The organism is Goodfellowiella coeruleoviolacea (genome assembly GCF_024171785.1).
In the GTDB taxonomy this organism is placed as follows: Bacteria; Actinomycetota; Actinomycetes; order Mycobacteriales; family Pseudonocardiaceae; genus Goodfellowiella; species Goodfellowiella coeruleoviolacea.
This window is the reverse complement of sequence record NZ_JAMTCK010000004.1, coordinates 237,416-259,986: the sequence shown is the minus strand read 5'-3', so window position 1 is coordinate 259,986 and position 22,571 is coordinate 237,416. Positions and strand designations below refer to the sequence as shown.

Below are 22,571 nucleotides of genomic sequence, written 5' to 3'. Positions count from 1 at the left end.
CCGGAAACGAAAATGGGCCTCACGCGTCCTCAACCGGCTCGCGGTAGAGCCGGCGCTTGCTGATGTACTGGACAACGCCGTCCGGAACGAGGTACCAGACGGGCAGGCCGGCCGCGGTCCGCTCCCGGCAGGCGGTGGAGGAGATGGCCATCGCCGGGACGTCGATCAGGCTGACCGTTCCCTGCGGCAGGTGCTCGCTGACCAGGTGGTACCCGGGCCGGTTCACCCCGATGAAGTGGGCCAGGTCGAACAGGTCGTCGACGCGGTGCCAGGACAGGATCTGTTCGAGCGCGTCCGCTCCGGTGATGAAGAACAACTGGTCACCGGGGTAGGCGGTGTGCAGATCGCACAGGGTGTCAATGGTGTAGGTGGCGCCGCCCCGGTCGATGTCCACCCTGCTGACCGAGAACCGGGGGTTGGACGCCGTGGCGATCACGGTCATCAGGTAGCGGTCCTCGGCCGGACTGACCACTCGGTCACTCTTCTGCCACGGCTGGCCCGTCGGCACGAAGATGACCTCATCCAGGTCGAACCGAGCCTGCACCTCGCTCGCCGCGACGAGGTGCCCGTGATGAATGGGGTCGAAGGTTCCCCCCATGACGCCGATACGGCGACCGCTGGACATATTCGGGAAGCCTACGTCCCATTTCGGGCTGCTTCGCTCCCACCGGGGGGTGTGCGGGGCGACGAGTGACAAGAACCACGCACGAACCACCCGGGGCGGCCGCCGGTGCCGGACCGACCCACCAGGGCCGGCCCAGCACAGCACGGCACTTCTCCCGCCCGCACCGGCTCGGCCGGCTGGCCGGGCACGGCGCGTGGCCGGCGGTCACTGCTCGGGGGCCACCACCTCGCCGGTGGCGGCGTTGCGCACCAGGATCGCCTCAACCGGGCAGGACTCGGCCGCGTCGCGCACGGCCTCCGCGGGCTCGACCAGTTCGTTGATCGGGTGCGAGGTGTCCTTGACCAGCTCGAAGTGGTCCGGTGCGGTGCCAACGCACAAGCCCGACCCGATGCACGTGGCTCCGTCCACCTCGACGCGCCAACGCCCCTCAGTCATCGCAGTTCCCTCGTGGTCGGGGAAGCCGATCGGCTTCCTGACGGTTGTTCGTTATCCGCGCGTCTCGCGCACGTCCACCCTGCCACTGGCGCGCGAGCCCACCGCGGGGGCGCACCGGGCAGACGTCACGGCGCTCACCAGGCGACCGGCAGGGCCGACAAGCCCCGCACCAACCGCCCCTGCTTGAAGACCATCTCCTCGATCGGCACGGCCGGACGCAGCGTTGGGAACCGGGTCAGCAGGGACTTGAGCGCGATCTGCAGCTCCAGCCGCGCCAGCTGCGCCCCCAGGCAGTGGTGGACACCGTGGCCGAACGCCACGTGCGCGTTGTCCTGCCGCTCCAGGTCGATCTGGTCGGGGTTGTCGAAGACCTGGGCGTCCCGGTTGGCCGACGCGGTGCTGACGAGCACCGCCTCGCCAGCCTTGACCAGCACCCCGCCGAGTTCCACGTCCTCGACGGCGACTCGCGCGAACGCGGCCGAGTTGCCCAGCGGGATGAAGCGCAGGAGTTCCTCGACCGCGCTGGGCACCAGGTCCAGGTTGTCCCGAAGCTTCGCCAACTGCTCCGGGTTCGCCATCAGGGTGTAGACGAAGTTGCCGATCTGGTTCGCCGTGGTCTCGTGGCCCGCCACCAACAGGGTGATGCCGAAGTCCACCAGTTCGTCCTCGGTGAGCTTGTCGTCCTCGTCCCTGGCCTGCACGAGCACGCCGAGCATGTCGTCGCTGGGTGTGCGCCGGCGTTGCTCGATCAGTCCGGCCAGGTAGGCGCGGAACTCGGCGCGGGCCTGTTCGATCTCCTCGGCGGTGAACGCGGTCACCCCGAGCAGTTGGTCCGACCAGGCGCGGAACCGGTCCCGGTCGTCGAACGGCACGCCCAGCATCTCGCAGATCATCGTGATGGGCAGGGGCAGGGCCAGTCCCTCCACCAGGTCCGCCGGTGGCCCCTGCTCAGCCATCCGATCCAGCAGTTCGTCCACCACCTGCTGGGCGCGAGCGCGAAGCCGCTCGATCTGTCGAGCCGTGAACGCCTTGGCCACCAGCTTGCGCAGCCGGCTGTGCTCGGGCGGGTCCATGCTCAGGATCGTGGTGCCCTGCTGCCTGGCCGGAGTGGTGCGAGGAATGTCCTTGCCGACGGTGGCCGCCCGGCTGAAGCGCGGATCGGACATGACCGTCTTGACGTCGGCGTACCGGGTGGCCAGCCAGCCCTCGCCGCCGTAGGGCAGCCGCACGCGGGCCACGGGCTGCTCGTCCCGCAGGGCACGGTAGGTGGGGTCGAGTTCGAGTCCTCGGGCCTCGCTGAACGGGTAGGTCCGAGCTTCTCCGGCAGTGGTCATGACGCTGCTCCCTTCCCAGCAGCGAGCACTCACTCCACAAGTTGTAAGCACTCGCTTACATTGCCGGACAATAGAGTTTTGACCACGCAACGTCAATGGCTCACTCCACAGCGCACACCTGGCCGCTCACTCGCCTGGTCGGATGTCCACCCGTTCCAGCAGCGTGCGCACCGCCCGCAGCACGTGGTCGCGGACGGCCTGGGGGTCCGCGCTGGCCAGCGGCTCCGTGGGGAGCACCGAGCGCAGCAGACCGATGCCCAGCAGCCAGGCCAGCACCAGCACGGCACGCACGTCCGCGTCCTCGGCGCCGGTCAGCGCGGCAAGCGCGCCCGTGTACTCATCCCCGAGTTCCGCTCGGATCGCCGCCGCCGCCTCGTCGTGGCTGCTCGAGCGCAACAGCGCCACCAAGGGGTTCGCACTGCGCTTGGGCGAGTCCGGGTCGAGCAACAAGTCCAGCGTACGCCCGACGAGCCGCTCAGGAGGCGCGCTGTTGATCAGCTCCCGGCTCCGGTTCGCGATGACCAGCGCGAACAACTCGTCCTTGGTGCCGAAGTACCGGAACAGCAGCGCCTGGTTGACCCCGGCGCGCTCGGCGATGTCCCGCACGGTGGCGCGGTCGAAGCCGCGTTCGTTGAACAGTTCGGTGGCGGCGGCCAGCAGGGCAGCTCGGGTGGCCGCGGCGTCCCGGCGCCGCGCCGGTGGTTCACGGCCCTCCGTCACGCGCTGCCCTTCTCCCGCCCGAGCATGTCGGCAAGAACCTACGGTTCCGTGACGGGCAACGCCAGGAGGGTCGGCGGGCCGGCCCGCTCGCCACGAACGACCGGCCGGTCCAGGGGCTCGCCTCAGGACTTGCCGCGCACGTGGCCGTCGCCCCAGAGCACCCACTTGGTGGAGGTCAGTTCCGGCAGCCCCATCGGCCCCCTGGCGTGCAGCTTCTGCGTGGAGATGCCGATCTCGGCCCCCATGCCGAACTCGCCGCCGTCGGTGAACGCGGTGGAGGCGTTGACCATCACGGCTGCGGCGTCCACCCGGGCGGTGAACTGCCTGGCCGAGCGCACATCCGAGGTGACGATGGCCTCGGTGTGGCCGCTTCCGTGGGCGGCGATGTGCCGGATCGCCTCGTCCAGCGAGTCAACGACCTTCGCCGCGATGTCCAGGGAGAGGTACTCGGTGTCCCAGTCAGCGTCCACCGCCGGCACCACGCCCGACTCCACGTCCCCGGCCAGTGCGGCGAACCTCTCGTCGGCGTGCACGGTGACCCCGGCGGCGCGCAGTGCGCCAACGATCCTGGGCACGAACTGCTCGGCCACGTCGGCGTGCACCAGCAGCGTCTCGGCCGAGTTGCACACGCTCGGGCGCCTGGCCTTGGAGTTGACCACGATCTGCTCGGCCTGGTCGAGGTCAGCGGTGGCGTCCACGACAACGTGGCAGTTGCCCACCCCGGTCTCCACCGTGGGCACGGTGGCCTGCTCCACCACCGCGGCGATCAGGCCGGCCCCGCCGCGCGGGATGACCAGGTCGACCAGTCCCCTCGCGGTGATCAGGTGACGCACCGAGGCCCGGTCGTGGCAGGGCAGCAACTGCACCGCGTCCGCGGGCAGCCCCGCCGCGGCGACGGCGTCACGCAGGATGGCCACCAGCGCGGTGTTGGACTGCTCGGCCGAGGACGAGCCGCGCAGCAGCACGGCGTTGCCGGACTTCAGGGTGAGGCCGGCGGCGTCGACCGTGACGTTGGGGCGTCCCTCGTACACCATTCCGACCACCCCCAGGGGCACCCGGATCTGCCGCAGCTCCAACCCGTTGGGCAGCACCCCGCCGCGCACCGACTCGCCAACGGGATCAGGCAGCCCCGCGAGCCCGCGCAGCCCTTCGGCCACGCCGGCGATGCGCTGCTCGGTCAGGGTGAGCCGGTCCAGCAGTGCCTCGGACAGGCCCGCGGCCCGCCCCGCGTCCAGGTCGGCCCGGTTGGCCGTGAGCACCTCGCCGGCCCGCTCGGTGAGCGCGTCGGCCATCGCGTGCAGCGCGCTGTCCTTCTGCTGTCTGGTCGCCATGACCAGCTCAGCCGCTGCGATCCGGGCTCGACTGGCCGCGGCGTGGACCTGTTCGCGCAGGTCGTCCCCGGAGTTGCTGGTCTGGGCGAGGTCAGCGTTGGCGGTCGCGGTGCTCACGGGGAAAGCCTACGGCGTCTGGCCGAACGTCGTCGCCGCGATATCGGTTGGCCCGGCCCAGCAGACACCCGGCAACCGTGTCTGGTGGACACCCGCACCGTGTCCACCAGACGCAGAGGGATGCGGTATGGATGGGGGGTGGACGAACAGGCACTCCGGGAACTGGCCGAGCACCGACTGCGCGCCCTGGCCGGTCCCCACGCGCGACTGCGCCCCGACCAGTGGACGGCGATCCACGCACTGGTGGCTCAGCGCAGGCGCGCGCTGGTGGTGCAGCGCACGGGGTGGGGCAAGTCAGCGGTGTACTTCGTCGCCACGGCCCTGCTCCGGGAACTCGGGGCCGGACCGACCGTGCTCATCTCCCCACTGCTGGCCCTGATGCGCAACCAGGTGGCCTCCGCCGCACGGGCGGGTGTGCACGCCGCCACCATCAACTCGGCCAACCAGGACGAGTGGGCAGCGGTGCGGGACCAGGTGGCCGCCGGTGAGGTCGACGTCCTGCTGGTCAGTCCGGAGCGGCTGAACAACCCGGACTTCCGCGACTCCGTGCTGCCGAGGCTGACCGCGTCGGCCGGCCTGCTCGTGGTGGACGAGGCGCACTGCGTGTCCGACTGGGGCCACGACTTCCGCCCTGACTACCGCCGGCTGCGCACGCTGCTCGCCGACCTGCCGGACGGGGTGCCGGTGCTGGCGACCACGGCGACCGCGAACGACCGGGTGGTGCGTGACGTGGCCGATGTGCTGCTCACCGGCACCACCAGTGGCACCGCCACCGGCTCCGACGGTGACCAGCTGTCGCACCGCGATCCCCGGGACACCGTCGACGGGTCGTCCACGTCCTTCGACAACGGGGCCGGCACGCTGGTGCTGCGGGGTCCACTGGACCGGGAGAGCCTGCGGCTGTCCGCGCTGCGGCTGCCCACGGCCGAGGCCCGGCTGGGCTGGCTGGCCGAACACCTGACCGAACTTCCCGGCTCGGGAATCATCTACACCCTCACGGTGGCGGCCGCCGAGGAGGTGGCCGCGTTCCTGCGGGACCGCGGGTTCGCGGTGACCGCGTACTCCGGGCAGACCGATCCGGCCGATCGGGAGCGTGCCGAGCAGGACCTGCTGGCGAACCGGGTCAAGGCCCTGGTGGCCACCTCCGCGCTGGGCATGGGCTTCGACAAACCCGATCTGGGCTTCGTGGTGCACCTCGGCGCACCCGCCTCGCCCATCGCCTACTACCAGCAGATCGGCCGGGCCGGGCGCGGGGTGCGACGTGCCGAGGTGGTGTTGTTGCCTGGCGCGGAGGACCAGGACATCTGGGCCTACTTCGGTTCCCTGGCGTTTCCCGCCGAGCGCGTGGTGCGCCAGGTGCTGGCCGTGTTGGCCGAGGCGAACCGGCCGCTGTCCACCGCGGCGCTCGAACCCCGGGTCGACCTCTCCCGCACCCGGCTGGAGGTGGTGCTCAAGGTGCTCGACGTGGACGGCGCCGTGCGGCGCGTCCGCGGCGGGTGGGAGTCCACGGGAGTGCCCTGGCACTACGACGCCGACCGGTACCGCCGGATCGCCTCGGCTCGTCAGGCCGAACAGCAGGCCATGCTCGACTACCTGGCCACTTCTGGTTGTCGGATGGAGTTCCTGCTGCGCCAGCTGGACGACCCGCACGCGCGCCCCTGTGGCCGGTGCGACAACTGCACGGGACAGCGGTTGTCGGCGGAGGTGTCTGCGGGCGCGGCCACGGCGGCCGGGGAGCGGCTGCGCCGCCCCGGTGTTGACCTGGCTCCCCGCCGGCAGTGGCCCACCGGCATGGCAGCGCTGGGGGTGCCGGTGTCCGGACGCATCGGGCCGGCCGAGAACGCCGCCCCGGGGCGGGTGCTGGGGCGGCTGACCGACATCGGCTGGGGCACTCGGTTGCGTGCCGTGCTGGCGGAGTCAGCCGACGGGCAGGCGGTGGACGGTGCGCTGCCCGAGGATCTGGTGGCGGCGTGCGTTCAGGTGCTGGCGGCCTGGGACTGGGCCGCGCGACCGGTGGGCGTGGTCACCGTCGGCTCGCACCGCCGGCCACAGCTGGTGGCGAGTCTCGGCGAGCGACTGGCGGCCATTGGCCGGCTGCCGCTGCTGGGCGGCCTGACCCGCCGGCCCGGCCCGGCGCGGCGAGCCAACAGCGCCCAACGGCTGGCCGAGGTGTGGCACGCGCTGAGCCTGCCGGACGGCCTCGCCACCCGGTTGTCCACTGTGGAGGGTCCGGTGCTGTTGGTGGACGATCAGGTGGACAGCGGCTGGACCATGACGGTGGCCGCCCGGCTCCTGCGCCGGGCCGGCGCTCCGGCCGTGTTGCCGTTCGCCCTGGCCAGCACGAGCTGACCGGTCCGGCCACGGCCGTCGTGGGGACCGCTCCCCGCCGACCAAGGCCCCTGCGCCCAACTGCTCGTGCGCGGCTGACGTGCGGAGCTGTACTGGCGGAACACGCGCGACGGGTCACCGTGTGGTCGCTGACCGCGCACCACCCGCCGATGGCCGCGCCACTGGCCAACCGATGCCTCGCCGTTGTCCGACCAGCAATCCGCCCACCCTAGTACGTCTGCGGTGGACCACCGTTGGATTCACTCGTCCGATGAGCAGGTTGTCCACAACCCTGGTGGTTGTCCACAGCCATGGCTCCGCGAGCACCACCACGCACCGGGAACGACTAGGCTGGAGCAGGGCTCGCCCCCCGGTGGTGGGTGGGGGCTGGGCAGGCGGGGTCTCTGGAATGTGGCCCAGCGACACGCTGGATCAGGCTGTTCGAGCAGTACGGCTGCGTTGGGCAGCCGGAGTCGTCCCGGTCGGCCCCACGCGAACGCCGCATCGGGTACCGGCACAGCAGGTCACAGGAAGCGCAGCGGTACCAGGTCGTCGGCGTGCACGACCTCGCGCCGCTGTTCCGGTGGCAACTCGTGGCTGGAGCGGCCGATGAGGGCCGGCAGTTCCTCGGCGTCGAAGGCGACCACGCCCCGCGCGACCACCCTGTCCTCGACGTCCACCAGTTCCACCACGTCGCCCGCGTCGAACTCCCCGTCCACCGCGGTGATCCCGGCGGCCAGCAGGGACCGCCGGCCGCGCACCACCGCGGTCACCGCCCCGTCGTCCAGCCACAGCCGGCCTGCGGCACCGGCCGCGTGACCGAGCCAGAACCGGCGGGCCGACAGCCGAGGCCCGGTCACCGCGAACGCGGTGCCCACATCAGCCGGGCCCAGCGCGGCCGCCGCCTGCTCCGCCGAGGCCAACAACACCGGGATACCCGCGGACGCGGCCAACCGGGCCGCGGCCAGTTTGGACGCCATCCCCCCGGTGCCCAAACCGGACGCACCGGTCCTGCCGGCCCGCACACCCTCCACATCGGACGGACCCGTCACCTCGGCGATCCGCCGCGCGTCGCCCTTGCGCGGATCACCGTCGTACAGCGAGTCCACATCGGACAGCAGGATCAACGCGTCAGCCATGACCAGGTGGGCTACCAGCGCCGCCAGCCGGTCGTTGTCACCGAACCGGATCTCGTCGGTGGCCACGGTGTCGTTCTCGTTGACCACGGGCACCACACCGAGCGCCAACAGCCGGGACAGCGTGCGCTGGGCGTTGCGGTAGTGCGAGCGCCGCACCACGTCGTCAGCGGTCAACAGCACCTGACCCACGGTCAGGTGATACCGCTCGAACGAAGCGGCATAGGCGTGGGCCAGCGCCAGTTGCCCGACGCTGGCGGCCGCCTGCTGGGTGGCCAGGTCCTTCGGCCGGCGCTGCACACCGAGCGGGGCCAGCCCCGCGGCAATGGCGCCCGAGGAGACCAGCACGATCTGGCTGCCCCGCTCCTGCCGACTGGCGATGGCGTCCACCAGTGCGTTCAACCGGGCGGGGGCAAGGCCACCCGCCGCCGTGGTCAACGACGACGACCCGACCTTGACCACGACCCGACTGGCAGCCGCCACCGCCTTCCTGGCCGGGGACAACTCGGAAAGGACCTCGGTCACTCCCAGTCCTCGTCGGTCTCGTCGAACTCGTCGGCCCGCTCGCTGTTCTCACCGGTCTCGCTGTCCGGCCCGCTGCTGGCCCGGCGCGCCTGCTTGGCCGCCTTCCGCTCGGCAGCGGTGGCCCGGTCGCTGCGGTCAAGGCGCGGGTCGCTGCCCCGGCCAGCCATGGCCACGGCCACCCCCGCCGGCGTGGACGGCTCCCAGTCGAAGGTGACGCTGCCGATGGTCACCGGACAGCCGGGCACCGCACCCATCCCAGCCAGCATCTCCTCCACGCCGAGCCGGGCCAGCCGGTCGCCGAGGTAGCCAACGGCCTCGTCGTTGTCGAAGTTCGTCTGGCGCACCCAGCGCTCCGGGCGGTCGCCACGCACCACGAACCCCCCGGGGTTGTCCGGGTCCGGCTCCACCGTGAACCCGGCGTCGTCCACGGCCGCCGGCCGCAACACCACCCTGGTCGCCTCGGGTTCGGGCTGCGCGGCCCGGTTCTGCTCGACGATGCGGCCCAGCGCGTAGGTCAGCTCCCGCAGACCCTCCCTGGTCGCGGTGGACACCTCGAACACCTCAAGGCCACGCGCCTCGAAGTCGGGCCGGACCATCTCGGCCAGCTCACGTGCCTCGGGCACGTCAACCTTGTTGAGCACCACGATCCGCGGCCGCGCCGCCAGATCACCGCCCAACGACGGTGTGTACCGCGCGAGTTCCTGCTCCAGGGCGTCCACATCGGACACCGGGTCGCGGTCGGCCTCGTAGGTGGCGCAGTCGACCACGTGCACCAGCACCGCGCACCGCTCGATGTGCCGCAGGAAGTCCAGGCCGAGCCCCTTGCCGGCGCTGGCACCGGGAATCAGCCCGGGCACGTCGGCCATGGTGAACACGGTCTCCCCCGCGGTCACCACCCCGAGGTTGGGCACCAGCGTGGTGAACGGGTAGTCAGCGATCTTGGGCCGAGCCGCGGAGAGCACCGAGATCAGCGAGGACTTGCCAGCGGAGGGAAAGCCGACGAGACCGACATCGGCCACCGACTTCAGTTCCAGCACCAGGTCCCTGGCCTCGCCAGGCTCACCGAGCAGCGCGAATCCCGGTGCCTTGCGCGCCCTGGAGGCCAGCGCCGCGTTGCCGAGCCCACCGCGGCCGCCCTGGGCAGCCACGAAACGGGTGCCGTGGCCAACCAGGTCGGCCAGCACCTCGCCCTTGTCGGACAGCACCACGGTGCCGTCGGGCACGTGCAGCTCCAGGTCCTCGCCAATGGCGCCATCCCGGTGGCTGCCCTGCCCCTGCCGGCCGTTGGTGGCCTTGGCGTGCGGTCGGAAGTGGAAGTCCAGCAGGGTGTGCACGTTGGAGTCGACGACGAGCACCACGTCCCCACCCCGGCCACCATTGCCGCCGTCAGGGCCGCCCAGCGGCTTGAACTTCTCGCGGTGCACCGACGCACAGCCGTTGCCCCCGTCACCAGCAGCGGCGTGGATCACCACCCGGTCGACGAATCGGGACACTGCTCTTCCTTTCCTCGCGAGTGGCCCCGCCGGCGTCCTCACCTGCCAGCCACCCTGCAACAAAACGGCGAGGGGCGGGCCGGTATTCCGGTCCGCCCCTCGCCGGGGTGATGTCTGCGACGTGTCCCAAGAAGGCGGGCCAGAGGCCCACGAACCGGTCCGGCCGGTCTCAGCCCTCGGTTGGGACGATGTTCACGGTCTTGCGGCCACGCTTCTCGCCGAACTGGACCGCGCCAGCGGCCAGGGCGAACAGCGTGTCGTCGCCGCCACGACCAACGTTCACACCGGGGTGGAACTTGGTGCCGCGCTGGCGGATCAGGATCTCACCAGCGCTGACAACCTGGCCGCCGTACCGCTTCACACCCAGTCGCTGAGCGTTGGAGTCACGCCCGTTGCGGGAGCTGGACGCACCCTTTTTGTGTGCCATGGCTGCTCAGGTCCTTACTTGCCGGTGATCCCGGTGACCTCGACGCGGGTCAGCTTCTGGCGGTGACCCTGACGCTTGTGGTAACCGGTCTTGTTCTTGAACTTGTGGATGCGGATCTTGGGACCCTTGGTGTGCTCGACGACCTTGCCAGTCACCGAGATCTTCCCCAGGGCTTCGGCGTCTGCGGTGACGTCAGTGCCGTCCACGACGAGTAGCGCCGGGAAGGTGATTTCGGTGCCCGGCTCGCCGACGAGCTTCTCGACCTCGACGACGTCGCCGACAGCGACCTTGTACTGCTTGCCGCCGGTCTTGACGATCGCGTACATCAGGACGGAAGTCTCCTGCTACTCGACGGTGACGGGGCCACGCGAACGCCGGCTCCGCAAAGCTTGTGGTGCCGGGTTACGCACGACAGGGCCCACCGGATGGCGGGCCAGGTAACAGGCTACGTGGCCGCCGGGACAGAGGTCAAACCGGGGGTGCCTTGAGCCGCCACGACCAGGATCGACACCGGCACCCCGGAGCCGAGCAGCGGTGGCACCGCCGGACGGACCAGGGACAGCTCGGCACCGACCAGCCCCTGGTGTGCGGATGAGCGTCCAGAACGCCCGCCGCACCCCTGATGACGTTTTCGGGGGCGGTGTTGGTCAGCAGCCCCAGGTGCCCCTCTGGAGGGGTGACAGGCCACGCCAGAGCGACCTGGGGAACCGAGAAGGCGTGCGGCACCGAGGTGTGGGGCACCGAGGTGTGGGGCACCGAGGTGTGGGGCACCGAGGAACACCAGAGCGACCGAGGCAACAGGGAACGAAGTGGAGCGCGGGCGTTCCACAGCGGAACACGCAGCTACAACTCCGGGGCACTCACGAGCGGTAGTGGAACGGACGCGGATTTCCGACAGCGGAACGACACGGGCAGCCAGAGGCCAGCAGACTCAGTAGGGGAGCAACGGTCTTCCTTTCTGGAGCGGTAACGATCCTCAACGGAGCGGTAACGTTCCACAGAGGAGCTTGGCAACTCCGCGTGCCAGAGCGGAGCGCGGGAGTACCGGATCAGGACTTGGCAGATCAGCAGCAGCAGCCAGTGGTGGACTGTGGGGTGCCCCCGCCCGCCAGACCGGCGGGGCGTGACTGGCAGCCAGTGGAGTGCGCCACACCCGGCGCGGTACCCACACCCGGCGCGGTAGCCGACCCTGGCGGACTACCCAGATCCGGCGGGTGCGCAGAGCCAGCGGGGGCCGAGAGCCGTGGGCGTCGAGAGCCGGGGGCACCGAGAAACAGGGGACGGCCAGACACCGCCCTGTACGGCTGTCTGTCGCCCGACACGGCTGTCTGCGGGCGTGCGAACACCGTGGACAGCAGACTGCCCCAGCACCCGTTGCTGAGGCGGGTGCTGGGGCAGCGTGGTCGTTCCGCTGTGGAACTACCCAGGGCTACACGGTGCCGACGGGCGGGCCGGCCGGCCGCGAGGCGGCCCGGCGCACCGCGCGCCGCCGGGTGATCACCACGGGTTCGGCCTGCTCCCGCCTGGTGTCCTGCTGCTCGGTCGGCCCGGCCTGACCAGCCTGACCGGTCTGACCAGCGTTGGCCGTGTGGCCGTTGACCTGCCGGGGCTCGGTGGGTGCCGGCACGGTCACCGGCTCGACCGGTGCCGCCTGCACGCTGGGCCGGCCAGCCGCACGCCGGGCCACCCGGCGCTGCCGGCCGTTCTCCCGCCGGGGCTGTGCCGACTGCCCGGTCGACTCAGCGGAACCGGAACCGTCAGCCGGCTGGCCGGAAGTGGCCAGCCTGTCGGCTGCCGCCGGCTCGGGGGTCACCGGTTCCGGGTGGACCTGTTCCGGCCGGGGTGCCTCCCTCGGTGGCTCGACCCGCTGCTCGGGGGTGCGCTCCACCGGCCGGTGCTCGGCGACGCCGTTCGCCTCGGCCCGGTGCTGCCCAGCGCCGCTCCGCTGGTCTGCGTGCCTGGACTCGGACCGGCGGACGTGCCGCCGCCGGTGCGTGACCGGCGGGGCCTGGTCGGCGCGCACCTCGGCAGGTGCCTCGGCCAACGACGCGGCCGGCTCCTCGGCCGGGGCCGGCTGCTCGGTCACCCGTTCCTGCGCCGCCGGTGGTGGTGCCTGCTCAGCGGCTGGTGTGACCTGCTCCGGCACCACCGCGCCGGACTGGGCCGCCGCCGGCCGCCCGGTGTCCGTCCCGGCTGCTGCCGCCACCGGCTCAGCCTTGGCCGGTTCGGCCTGGGGCTGCTCCGCGTGGGCTGGCCCGGTCTGCGCTGGCCCGGTCTGCGCTGGCCCGGTCTGCGCTGGCCCGGTCTGCGCTGGCCCGGTCTGCGCTGGCTCGGCCTTGGCGGCCGGCTGCTGGGCGGGCTCGGGCGCGGGTTCGGCGTGTTCGCTGGCCCTGGCCCGCTGCTTGGCCTTGCGGCCCCCCTGCTGCTGTTGTCCGCCGTTCTGCTGGCCGGCGCCGTTGTGCGCGCCGACCGGCTCGGTGGACACCAGCACACCACGGCCTCGGCAGTGCTCGCAGGTGGTGCTGAACGCCTCCAGCAGGCCGGTGCCGACCCGCTTGCGGGTCATCTGCACCAGACCCAGCGAGGTCACCTCGGCGACCTGGTGGCGGGTGCGGTCCCGGCCCAGGCACTCGGTCAGCCGACGCAGCACCAGGTCCCGGTTGGCCTCCAGCACCATGTCGATGAAGTCGATGACGATGATGCCGCCGACATCGCGCAACCGGAGCTGGCGGACGATCTCCTCGGCCGCCTCCAGGTTGTTCCGGGTGACCGTCTCCTCCAGGTTGCCACCCGATCCGGTGAACTTCCCGGTGTTGACGTCGATCACCGTCATCGCCTCGGTGCGGTCGATGACCAGGTAGCCGCCCGAGGGCAGCCACACCTTGCGGTCCAGCGCCTTGAGCAGCTGCTCGTCGATGCGGTGCTCGGTGAACACGTCGGTGTTGCCGACGTGCCGCCGCAGCCGGCCGACCAGGTCGGGCGCCACGTGCCGGACGTAGGCGTCGATGGTGTCCCAGGCGCTGTCGCCCTGCACCACCAGCGCGGAGAAGTCCTCGGTGAACAGGTCCCGCACGACCTTGATCAGCAGGTCGGGCTCCTCGTAGAGCAACTGGGGAGCCTGGGCGCGCGGCTGGTCGGCCTTCTCCTTGATGACCTCCCACTGCGCCTGCAGCCGGCGGACGTCGCGGCCGAGTTCCTCCTCGCTGATGCCCTCCGAGGCGGTCCGGATGATCACCCCGGCGTCGTCGGGCACGACCCGCTTGAGGATGTCCTTGAGCCGCTTGCGCTCGATGTCGGGCAGCTTGCGGCTGATGCCGGTGGCGCCGCCGCCCGGCACGTAGACCAGGAACCGGCCGGGCAGGCTGATCTGCGTGGTCAGCCTGGCTCCCTTGTGGCCGACCGGGTCCTTGGTGACCTGGACCAGCACGCTGTCGCCGGTGGACAGGGCCTGCTCGATCTTGCGGGCCTTGCCCTCAAGGCCGGCGGCGTCCCAGTCGACCTCGCCCGCGTACAGCACGGCGTTGCGGCCCCGGCCGATGTCCACGAACGCCGCCTCCATGCTGGGCAGCACGTTCTGCACCCGGCCGAGGTAGACGTTGCCGACCAGCGAGCCGGTGCCGGTGGAGGTCACGAAGTGCTCGACGAGCACGCCGTCCTCCAGCACCCCGATCTGGGTGCGGTCGCCGCGCTCGCGCACGACCATGGTCCGCTCGACCGACTCCCGGCGGGCCAGGAACTCGGCCTCGGACAGCACCGGCACGCGCCGGCGGCCGGCCTCCCGGCCGTCCCTGCGGCGCTGCCGCTTGGCCTCCAGCCTGGTCGAGCCGCGCACGCCGCGCACCTCGTCCTGGGCGGCGGCCGAGTCGGCCTTGTCGTCGCGCACGTCTCGGACGTGCACCACCGTATTGGGCGGGTCGTCCTCGCTGAGCGCGGCCTCGTCGTCGGCCCCGCCCTTGCGGCGGCGCCGGCGGCGCCGACGCCGGGAGGTGGCTCCCTCGGTGACGTCCTCCGCGGTGTCCTCGGCCGGTTCCTCCTCGGCCTCGGCGGTCTCCTCCGGCTCGGGCTCGGCCTCCCGGTCCTCCAGGGACTGCTCGATGTCGTCGTCACCCCCGGCGCCCTTGCCCCGGCCGCGCCCACGCCGGCCGCGCCGACGCCGACGCCGGGCGCCGGTCTCGGTCTCCTCGCCGAACTGGCCGTCCACCTCGGCGGAGTCCTCTTCGGCCTGGTCGACCTCGTCCGGCTCGACGTGGTCGGTGACCGCGGGGGGCGGCGCGCTGGTCCTGGTGGCGGGCCGGGCAGCGGCCCTGGCCGGGGGCTGCTCCTCCCGCTGTTCCACCGGCTGGGGCGGCAGGAACAGCGGTGACGGCGGCGCGAACACCGGGGCCAGGCCGACTGGCGGCTCCGGCGCCGGCGTCGGCGCGACCGCGGCGGGCGGTTCGGCCCGATGTGTGGTGCTCTCGTCCTGGTCGACCACTCCGGCCTGGTCAGCGGCTTCGGCGGCGCTTCCCCCGGTGTTGTCCTGCACGGTGTCGTCCTGCTCAGGGGAGTCCTGCTCAGGGGCGTCCTGTCCAGGGGTGCCCTGCTCGGGCAGCAGGGCGTCCGCCACCTTCAGCGCTGTCTCGCGGTTCACGCTCGACTGCGCGCTGCGTACGGATTCGCCCAGGTCGGCGAGTACCGAGAGGACCTCCCGGCTGCTCACCCCGAGCAGTTTGGCCAGCGCGTGCACGCGCAGCTTGGGTGGCAGGTCGACCAACTCGGCGATTCCGGGTGTGGCCCAGTCCCCGCCGGTCGTCCCGGCGGGCGTGTCAGTGTCCGACATACGTCTCCTCCGCCCCCGGGCGCGTCCTTCCCCAGACGCGGCCGCACAGGGGCCTTTACTTGTCCGCTCTCCGCCGCTGCTGGCGGCGGGAATCCTTGCCTAACATCACCCGGCCCCGGATTGACGAACCCAGACCTCAGGCGACAGGTCCCCCGACAACGTCCTCGCCCGGCTCCTGCTCCCCAACCGCCGGTGCGGACGCCGCCGCCCTCTCCCGGGCGAACGGGTCGACTAGGCGGCCGTCGTCGTCGAGCCGTCCCTGGGCCATCCGGGTCGCCTTCGCGGGCACCGGCGGGACCAGGTCAGCGACGACGCGAAGCGCGCTCAACACGTCATCGGGTCGAACAGCAGGTGTGGTCTGCCGTACGACCGTTACGAGTATCCCACATGAGCGCGGCAGACCCGCCGAATCGTCTGGCTGAACGTGGCCGACTTCCGGTGGCGCGCCGTGGTCGGCCGCGCTCCCGGCGTCCTGGCCGGCTCCGGACACGGCGGTCGGGGCGGCGGTGTCGGTGCCGCCAGCCGCTGTCGAGTCGGCCACGACCTCGGCGGACACCACGGCCGGGCGGACGTCGATCTCGCGGCGGCCGTCCTTGGTGAGCCGCTCCACCTGAACCGATTCCGCGGCCAGCAGCGCGGCCACGGCGGTGCGCAGCTCGTCGGGGGTTACCCCGGGCAGTTCGATGCGCCAGCGGCTGGCCTCGATCCGGTCGGCCAGCGCGCCCGGACCCGCCTCCACGGTCTCCAGCACGTCCAGGCCGGGCGGCAGGGCCGCGTCCAGCGCTGTTCGCAGTGCCCGCGGGTCGACCGGCTCGACGACCTGGATCTCCACGTACTCGGCTTCACTGGCCACCCCGGTGGGGGAGGCGCCGATCCAGGAGACCTTGGGGTGCGGGTTGAACCCCTGCGAGTAGGCCATGGGCACCCCGGCCCTGCGCAGGGCACGTTCGAAGGTGCGCGCGACGTCACGGTGTGACGTGAAGCGCAGTCGGCCCCGCTTGGCGTAACGGATGCGCAGCTTCTGCACTGGCGGCGCCGACGGATTGGGCTGATCTTGACGGCTCAGGGCTACTCCTCCCGGCTGGTTGACATGTCCGCCAGGACGGTACCTGGGGGCGTATTTGGGCTTGTGCGCTTGTCTGGGCGAGCGAGCCTGGTTACCGTCCGGCTGAACACGGACAGTGGGCTCCCCGAACCAGGCCCGCCCAGCCCAGGAGGTCACGCGTGCCTCTGTTCCGCCGCGTCCGAGCCGTTGCGGTCAGCGCCGCGCTGCTCACGACCGGTTGTCTGACGATAGCGCCGCTGGCGGGCGCGGACCCGGCCGGTGAGTTCTCGCCCGAGTGCAGGCAACCGGGTCCCGTCCTGCGCTACCTCGTCGTCTTCGACCGAGGCACCTCCGAACAGACAGCGACCGGCGACATCCTCGCCGCGTGTGGCACCACGACCGTCTACTACCCGCAGATCGCGGTGGCCGTGGCCACCTCGCCCGACCCCGACTTCCTGCGGCGCATCGGACCGGACCGGGCCTACAGCGCGCAGGCCGAGGCCGTCTCCAGCAGGACGGGGACCGCGACCCGGCGCAAGGTCGACGAGGTGGAGACCAACCAGCGGACCGCGCGCGGCACGACCGGGCCGGCCCCGGACCGCACGGCCGAGCAGTGGAACATGGCCATGATCCGGGCCGACGAGGCACACAAGATCACGCTGGGTAGTCGCAGTGTGGTGGTGGGCGTGCTGGACTCGGGCGTTGACGCCGACCACCCCGACCTGGCCGGCGCGCTGGACCCCACCCTGTCCGCGGGCTGCCTGACCGGCCGACCCAACAGCAGCCCCTCGGCGTGGACGGCCACCACCTCGCCGCACGGCACGCACGTGGCCGGGATCATCGCCGCGGCCGACGACGGCCACGGCATCACCGGGGTGGCCCCGGGGGTGCGGATCGCCTCGGTGAAGGTGGTCGACGACGACGGTTACATCTACCCCGAGTACGCGGTGTGCGGCTTCATGTGGGCCGCGAGCACCGGGATGAGCATCACCAACAGCAGCTACTACATCGACCCGTGGGTGTTCACCTGTGCGGAGCAACCCGGGCAGGCGGTGGTCTACGAGGCGGTGCGCCGCGCGGTGGACTACGCCGCGGCCCGGGGGGTGCTGTCGGTGGCCGCCGCCACCAACGGTGGGGTCGACCTGAGCAACCCGGGCAAGGACACCCGCAGCCCGGACAACGCCCCGGCCGGCAAGCAGCGGCCCCGGTCGCTGGACAGTTCGTGCGCGGTGCTGCCCGGGCAGTTGCGCAACGTGGTGGCGGTCTCGTCGGTGGGCGCGCAGCGCCTCAAGGCCGGGTACAGCTCCTACGGGCTGGGCGCGGTGGACATCGCCGCGGCGGGTGGGGACCGCCGGCAGCAGCCGGACGGCCCTGGCCGGTCGTGCGTGCTGTCCACGGTGCCCGACGGCGGCTACGACTACTCGTGCGGCACGTCCATGGCGGCCCCGCAGGTGTCCGGGGTGGCCGCGCTGCTCGCCTCGACCTACCCGGGTGCCTCCCCCAGCCAGCTGCGCCGGTTGCTCAACAACCAGGCCAGCACGATCGCCTGCCCGGCCGACTACGACCTCAACGGCACCGGCGTGCAGGACGCGTTCTGCACCGGCTACTCCGGCTACAACAGCTTCTACGGGCACGGGCTGGTCGACGCGCTGGCCGCGGTCACCGTGCCCTGAACGCGCCACCGACACCGGCCCCGCCCCGGACCCGGCTGCCCCGCCGGTGGTGGGGTCGGGGCAGCCGCCGGGCGGTTCAGTGCCGGGTGAGCGCGGGGTTGCGCACGGGTGAGCCCTTGCCCACCGGGGAGATCGGCAGCAGGGTGCGGCCGCTGGGGCCCACCTCGATGTCGGTGCCCATGGCCGGGCACACCCCGCAGTCGAAGCACGGGGTCCACCGGCAGTCGTCCTGCTCCTGCTCGTCCAGGGCGTCCTGCCAGTCCGCCCAGAGCCATTCCTTGTCCAGCCCGGAGTCCAGGTGGTCCCAGGGCAGCACCTCGGTCTCGTCGCGCTCCCGGGTGGTGAACCAGGCCAGGCTCACGCCCAGCGGTTCGAGTTCGGCCGCGGCCGAGTCCACCCAGCGCTGGTAGGAGAAGTGCTCGCTCCAGCCGTCGAACCGCCCGCCAGAGCGCCACACCCGCTCGATCACCCGGCCGACCCGGCGGTCGCCCCTGGACAGCAGTCCCTCGATCAGGCTGGGCTTGCCGTCGTGGTAGCGCATGCCGATGTTGCGGCCCAGGCTGCGGTCGCTGTTGACCGCCTCGCGCAGCTTGCGCAGCCGACTGTCCACGGTGTCCGGATCGCACTGGGCGGCCCACTGGAACGGCGTGTGCGGCTTGGGCACGAACCCGCCGATGGAGATCGTGCACCGGATGTCCTTGCGGCCACTGGCTTTGCGGCCGGCGCGGATGACCTCCTGGGCCATCCGCGCGATCTGCAGCACGTCCTCGTCGGTCTCGGTGGGCAGGCCGCACATGAAGTACAGCTTCACCTGCCGCCAGCCGTTGGCGTAGGCGGTGCTGACCGTCCTGATGAGATCGTCCTCGGACACCATCTTGTTGATGACGCGGCGGATCCGCTCGCTGCCGCCCTCGGGCGCGAACGTCAGGCCGGAGCGCCGCCCGTTGCGGGACAGCTCGTTGGCCAGGTCGACGTTGAAGGCGTCAACGCGCGTGCTGGGCAGGCTCAGGCTGGTGTTGGTGCCCTCGTAGCGGTCGGCCAGTCCCTTGGTGATGTCGGCGATCTCGGAGTGGTCGGCGCTGGACAGGGAGAGCAGGCCCACCTCTTCGAAACCGGTGGCCTCCAGTCCTTTGTGCACCATCGCGCCGATGCCCTCGATGGAGCGTTCCCGCACCGGCCGCGTGATCATGCCGGCCTGGCAGAACCGGCAGCCCCTGGTGCAGCCGCGGAAGATCTCCACGCTCATCCGCTCGTGCACGCTCTCGGCCAGCGGCACCAGCGGCTGCTTGGGGTAGGGCCAGGCGTCCAGGTCCATGGTGGTGCGCTTGAAGACCCGGTAGGGCACCCGGTCCCGGTTGGGCACCACGCGCTGGATGCGGCCGTCCGGCAGGTACTCCACGTCGTAGAAGCGCGGCACGTACACGCCGCCGGTCTCGGCCATCCTGGTCAGCAACTCGTCACGGCCACCGGGGCAGCCCTGCGCCTTCCAGGTGCGGACGATGTCGGTGAGTTCCAGGACGGCTTCCTCGCCGTCGCCGAGCACGGCCGCGTCCACGAAGTCGGCGATGGGCTCGGGGTTGAACGCGGCGTGCCCGCCGGCGACGACGACCGGGTGCTCGTCGGTGCGGTCCGCGCTGTGCAGCGGGATACCGGCCAGGTCCAGCGCGGTGAGCAGGTTGGTGTAGCCGAGTTCGGTGGCGAAGCTGACGCCCAGCAGGTCGAACGCGCCGACCGGGCGGTGGGCGTCCACGGTGAACTGCGGGACACCGTGTTCCCGCATCAGCTTCTCCAGGTCGGGCCAGACCGCGTAGGTGCGCTCGGCCAGCACGTCGGGCTGCTCGTTGAGCACCTCGTAGAGGATCATCACGCCCTGGTTGGGCAGACCCACCTCGTAGGCGTCGGGATACATCAGCGCCCACCGGACCGCGGTGCTGTCCCAGTCCTTCACGGTGGCGTTGAGTTCCCCGCCGACGTACTGCACCGGCTTGGACACCCTCGGCAGCAGGGGTTCCAACTGGGGGAAGACAGACTCGACGCGCACCTGACCCATGCTAACGGCAGGCGGGCGGGGCGCACCGGTTGGCGTGGGCGATGCGCGCGGCCAGATCGGCCTTCTCGTTGCGGCCCCTCCGGCACGGCCACCGGTCCGGCGCGCGCCGGACCGGGAGAACAGTGCGGAGTGGAGCGCGCGCGTCCCACTGTGGAACCCGGCTGTTCCGTTCTGGGCCCGGCCCCACCCAGAGCGGTTTCTCACCCGGCTGGCACCGGTGCTTCTGGGCCGGCTCGCCCATCCGGTCCCGCTCCCCGAGCACCGCGTGTGCTCGAGGTGTTTGGCCCGGCCGGTGGCCGCGGCACCGCTGTCCGCCGACCATGGCCAGCAACCGCCGCGCGTTGTGACCGGCTGGGATCCGGCGCGCACGCCGATTCCCGAGCCGTTGTCGAAGACGCGGGCAGCGCACCCGACGCGACCAGCGGGCGGCGGCCAGCTCGCGTTCCACCGCGACCACTCCGGCGATCCGCTGGCGGGCCACCGCGACCTCGTCGACCACCGGGGTCGGCGGCCAGCTGGTGCGGCGGGCAGGGGCCGCTCCTGGCGCGCCGTCCGCTGGCTTCAGCCCCGGTGGAAGATCGTGGAGCGCTCGGGATCGGTGCTCTCGTAGGTCAGCTCCCCGTCGCTGCCGAGCCGCAGCACCGTGCTCTCCGGCTTGACGCAGCTGTAGCCGTCCTCGGGCTGTTCGGTCTTGTCGACCTCGGTGACGGTGAGTTCGTCGTCGGTGACGGCGGTCAGCACCAGACTGGCCACACAGCCACCGAGCGGGCGCCGGAAACTGCCGATCTCCTCACCGATGCCGTTGCTGGTGATGGTGATGGTCGCCTCGATGTCCTCGTCGTCCTCGTCCGCCGCCTCGAAAACGCCGGTCCGCCGGCCGACGAAGGCGTCAGGCACCTCACCCCGGCCCCGCCGCAGCGTGGCGGTGGCGTCGGTGTCGCGCCCCACGTAGGAGAGGGTGCCGTCCGCGCTCACCTCCAGGGTGATGCTGGCGGACTGGTCGCAGGTGTGGCGACCGGACTTCTTCGCGTCCAGCCGTTCGGTGACCTTGATCTTGGTGGCGGACACCGAGTCGAGCACGTAGGTCGAGGCGCATCCGGAGACCGGCCTGGTGGACCGGCCGATCTGGTCGCTGACCCGGCCCTCGGCGATGGCCACCACCACCGGGTAGGTCGCCCGCCCCTTGTCGGCCGGTTCGATGGTGCCGAACCAGTTGCCGATGAACGCCTGCGGCACGGTGCTGGCCGCCCCGTCCTGGACCGGGCCCGACGCCGTCGAACCGGTGGTGGCCTGGCCCGTCGCGCTCGTCGAGCCGCTCTGCTGGCCCTCGTTGGCGGCGCCGGACCTGATGTTGGCGGCCACCAGGGCGGTGATCGCCAGGGCGAGCACCCCGGCCACGGCGAGCCCGGTGACCAGTGTGGCGCGCCGCCGTTTCGGTGTGGGCGGCACTGGTGTCGCCGCGGCCGGCGCCGGTACCGGGGCGGTGTGTCCGGCCATGGCCGTGAGCGGGTGGTGGCCGGCGGCGGCCCGGAAGTCCGGCAGGCCGCCCTGGGGCCGGGTGGCGTGCTGGTCGGGTGTGCCGACGGGCTGCTGACCGGGGGTGGGCTGCCGGGTGGCCTCGGCCTGGGACCGCAGCAGCCGCGCGGTGTCGGCCCGCTCCCGCACGAGGTCGCGGGTCGCCGGGATCAGCCAGTCCCCGGACACCGGGCCGACGAGGTCGAACAGCTGCTCCGGGCTCGGCCGCAGCGCCGGGTTCCGGTGCAGGCACGCACCGACCAGTTCGCGCACCGCGGCCGGCAGCACGGTCAGGTCCGGGTCGGTGTGCACCACCCGGTAGAGCATCCTGGCCGCGGAGGTGTCCCCGAACGGGCTGGCCCCGGTCGCGGCGAAGTACAGCGTGCTGCCCAGCGAGAACACATCGCTGGCCTGGGTCAGTTCACCGCCCTCGACCTGTTCTGGCGACATGAACCCGGGGGTGCCGACCATGAAGCCGGTGGTGGTGAGCTTGCTGTCGGTCTCGGCCGCGCGGGTGATGCCGAAGTCGATGACCCGGGGGCCGTCCTCGGTGAGCAGCACGTTGCTGGGCTTGAGGTCGCGGTGGATCAGGCCCACCCGGTGGATCTCCCGCAGTGCCGCGGCCAGGCCGGCGGCCAGCGCCAGCACCGAGTCGGCCGGCAGCGGCCCGTGCCTGGCGACGGCGTCGGCCAGGGACGGCCCCGGCACGTAGACCGTGGCCAGCCAGGGCTGGTCAGCGGTGGGGTCGGCGTCCATCACGGCCGCGGTGTAGGCGCCGCTGACCCTCCTGGCGGCGGCCACCTCGTGGGCGAAGCGCTTGCGGAAGCGCGGCTCGGCGGCCAGGTACTGGTTGATCACCTTCACCGCGACCAGGCGTCCGTCCACGGACAGCGCCAGGTACACCCGGCCCATGCCGCCCGCGCCGAGCCTGCCGATCAGCCGGTACCGGTCGATGCTCGTGGGATCACCGGCCGCCAACGACTCCATGCCACCCCCAC

The 22,571-nt window shown here is 71.9% G+C and carries 15 protein-coding genes; 2 read left to right on the top strand and 13 right to left on the bottom strand.

The genetic code is table 11. From position 1 onward, the window contains the following. Positions 1 to 19: 19 nt before the first annotated feature. From nadD to LX83_RS09940, 5 genes are all read right to left on the bottom strand, one after another. The gene (nadD, locus tag LX83_RS09960; protein ID WP_253769638.1) at positions 20 to 625 is read right to left on the bottom strand and encodes a nicotinate-nucleotide adenylyltransferase; all 606 of its coding nucleotides are present in this window, start codon (positions 623 to 625) and stop codon (positions 20 to 22) included. Positions 626 to 829: 204 nt separating this feature from the next. Next, complete coding sequence (locus LX83_RS09955) at positions 830 to 1,060, bottom strand: ferredoxin (protein ID WP_253769636.1); 231 nt, start codon at positions 1,058 to 1,060, stop codon at positions 830 to 832. Between the two features lie 134 nt (positions 1,061 to 1,194). After that, a complete protein-coding gene (locus LX83_RS09950) occupies positions 1,195 to 2,394 on the bottom strand; it encodes a cytochrome P450 (RefSeq protein ID WP_253769634.1) in 1,200 nt (399 codons plus the stop codon). Between the two features lie 126 nt (positions 2,395 to 2,520). Further along, entirely contained in the window at positions 2,521 to 3,114 is a 594-nt protein-coding gene (locus tag LX83_RS09945; RefSeq protein ID WP_253769632.1) for a TetR/AcrR family transcriptional regulator, read from the bottom strand. 122 nt (positions 3,115 to 3,236) lie between these two features. Further along, entirely contained in the window at positions 3,237 to 4,562 is a 1,326-nt protein-coding gene (locus LX83_RS09940; RefSeq protein WP_308203945.1) for a glutamate-5-semialdehyde dehydrogenase, read from the bottom strand. A gap of 138 nt (positions 4,563 to 4,700) precedes the next feature. Between LX83_RS09940 and LX83_RS09935 the strand changes: the two genes are divergently transcribed. Beyond that, on the top strand, positions 4,701 to 6,911 hold the full coding sequence (locus LX83_RS09935) for a RecQ family ATP-dependent DNA helicase (RefSeq protein WP_253769630.1): 2,211 nt from the start codon (positions 4,701 to 4,703) through the stop codon (positions 6,909 to 6,911). A gap of 503 nt (positions 6,912 to 7,414) precedes the next feature. Here LX83_RS09935 and proB read toward each other — a convergent pair. The 6 genes from proB to LX83_RS09905 form a co-directional block, all read right to left on the bottom strand. Then, positions 7,415 to 8,530, bottom strand: a complete 1,116-nt coding sequence (proB, locus tag LX83_RS09930; protein ID WP_253770152.1) for a glutamate 5-kinase — start codon at positions 8,528 to 8,530, stop codon at positions 7,415 to 7,417. 17 nt (positions 8,531 to 8,547) lie between these two features. Further along, positions 8,548 to 10,044, bottom strand: a complete 1,497-nt coding sequence (gene obgE, locus LX83_RS09925) for a GTPase ObgE (RefSeq protein ID WP_253769622.1) — start codon at positions 10,042 to 10,044, stop codon at positions 8,548 to 8,550. A gap of 169 nt (positions 10,045 to 10,213) precedes the next feature. After that, on the bottom strand, positions 10,214 to 10,471 hold the full coding sequence (rpmA, locus tag LX83_RS09920) for a 50S ribosomal protein L27 (RefSeq protein WP_253769621.1): 258 nt from the start codon (positions 10,469 to 10,471) through the stop codon (positions 10,214 to 10,216). A 14-nt stretch (positions 10,472 to 10,485) separates the two neighbouring features. After that, positions 10,486 to 10,797: a 50S ribosomal protein L21 gene (gene rplU / locus LX83_RS09915; protein WP_253769620.1), complete on the bottom strand. Its 312-nt coding sequence runs from the start codon at positions 10,795 to 10,797 to the stop codon at positions 10,486 to 10,488. Positions 10,798 to 11,900: 1,103 nt separating this feature from the next. Further along, entirely contained in the window at positions 11,901 to 15,290 is a 3,390-nt protein-coding gene (locus tag LX83_RS09910; protein WP_253769619.1) for a translation initiation factor IF-2 N-terminal domain-containing protein, read from the bottom strand. A gap of 136 nt (positions 15,291 to 15,426) precedes the next feature. Then, positions 15,427 to 16,317, bottom strand: a complete 891-nt coding sequence (locus LX83_RS09905) for a TIGR03936 family radical SAM-associated protein (RefSeq protein ID WP_253769618.1) — start codon at positions 16,315 to 16,317, stop codon at positions 15,427 to 15,429. Between the two features lie 197 nt (positions 16,318 to 16,514). Here LX83_RS09905 and LX83_RS09900 point away from each other — a divergent pair, with 197 nt between their 5' ends. Beyond that, the gene (locus LX83_RS09900) at positions 16,515 to 18,008 is read left to right on the top strand and encodes a S8 family peptidase (protein ID WP_253769617.1); all 1,494 of its coding nucleotides are present in this window, start codon (positions 16,515 to 16,517) and stop codon (positions 18,006 to 18,008) included. A gap of 76 nt (positions 18,009 to 18,084) precedes the next feature. Here the strand turns inward: LX83_RS09900 and LX83_RS09895 are convergent, their stop codons facing one another. Both LX83_RS09895 and LX83_RS09890 read right to left on the bottom strand, forming a co-directional pair. Further along, positions 18,085 to 20,058: a TIGR03960 family B12-binding radical SAM protein gene (locus tag LX83_RS09895; RefSeq protein ID WP_253769615.1), complete on the bottom strand. Its 1,974-nt coding sequence runs from the start codon at positions 20,056 to 20,058 to the stop codon at positions 18,085 to 18,087. A 561-nt stretch (positions 20,059 to 20,619) separates the two neighbouring features. Then, positions 20,620 to 22,560, bottom strand: coding sequence for a serine/threonine-protein kinase (locus LX83_RS09890; RefSeq protein WP_253769613.1), 1,941 nt, complete (start codon positions 22,558 to 22,560; stop codon positions 20,620 to 20,622). Positions 22,561 to 22,571: the final 11 nt, after the last annotated feature.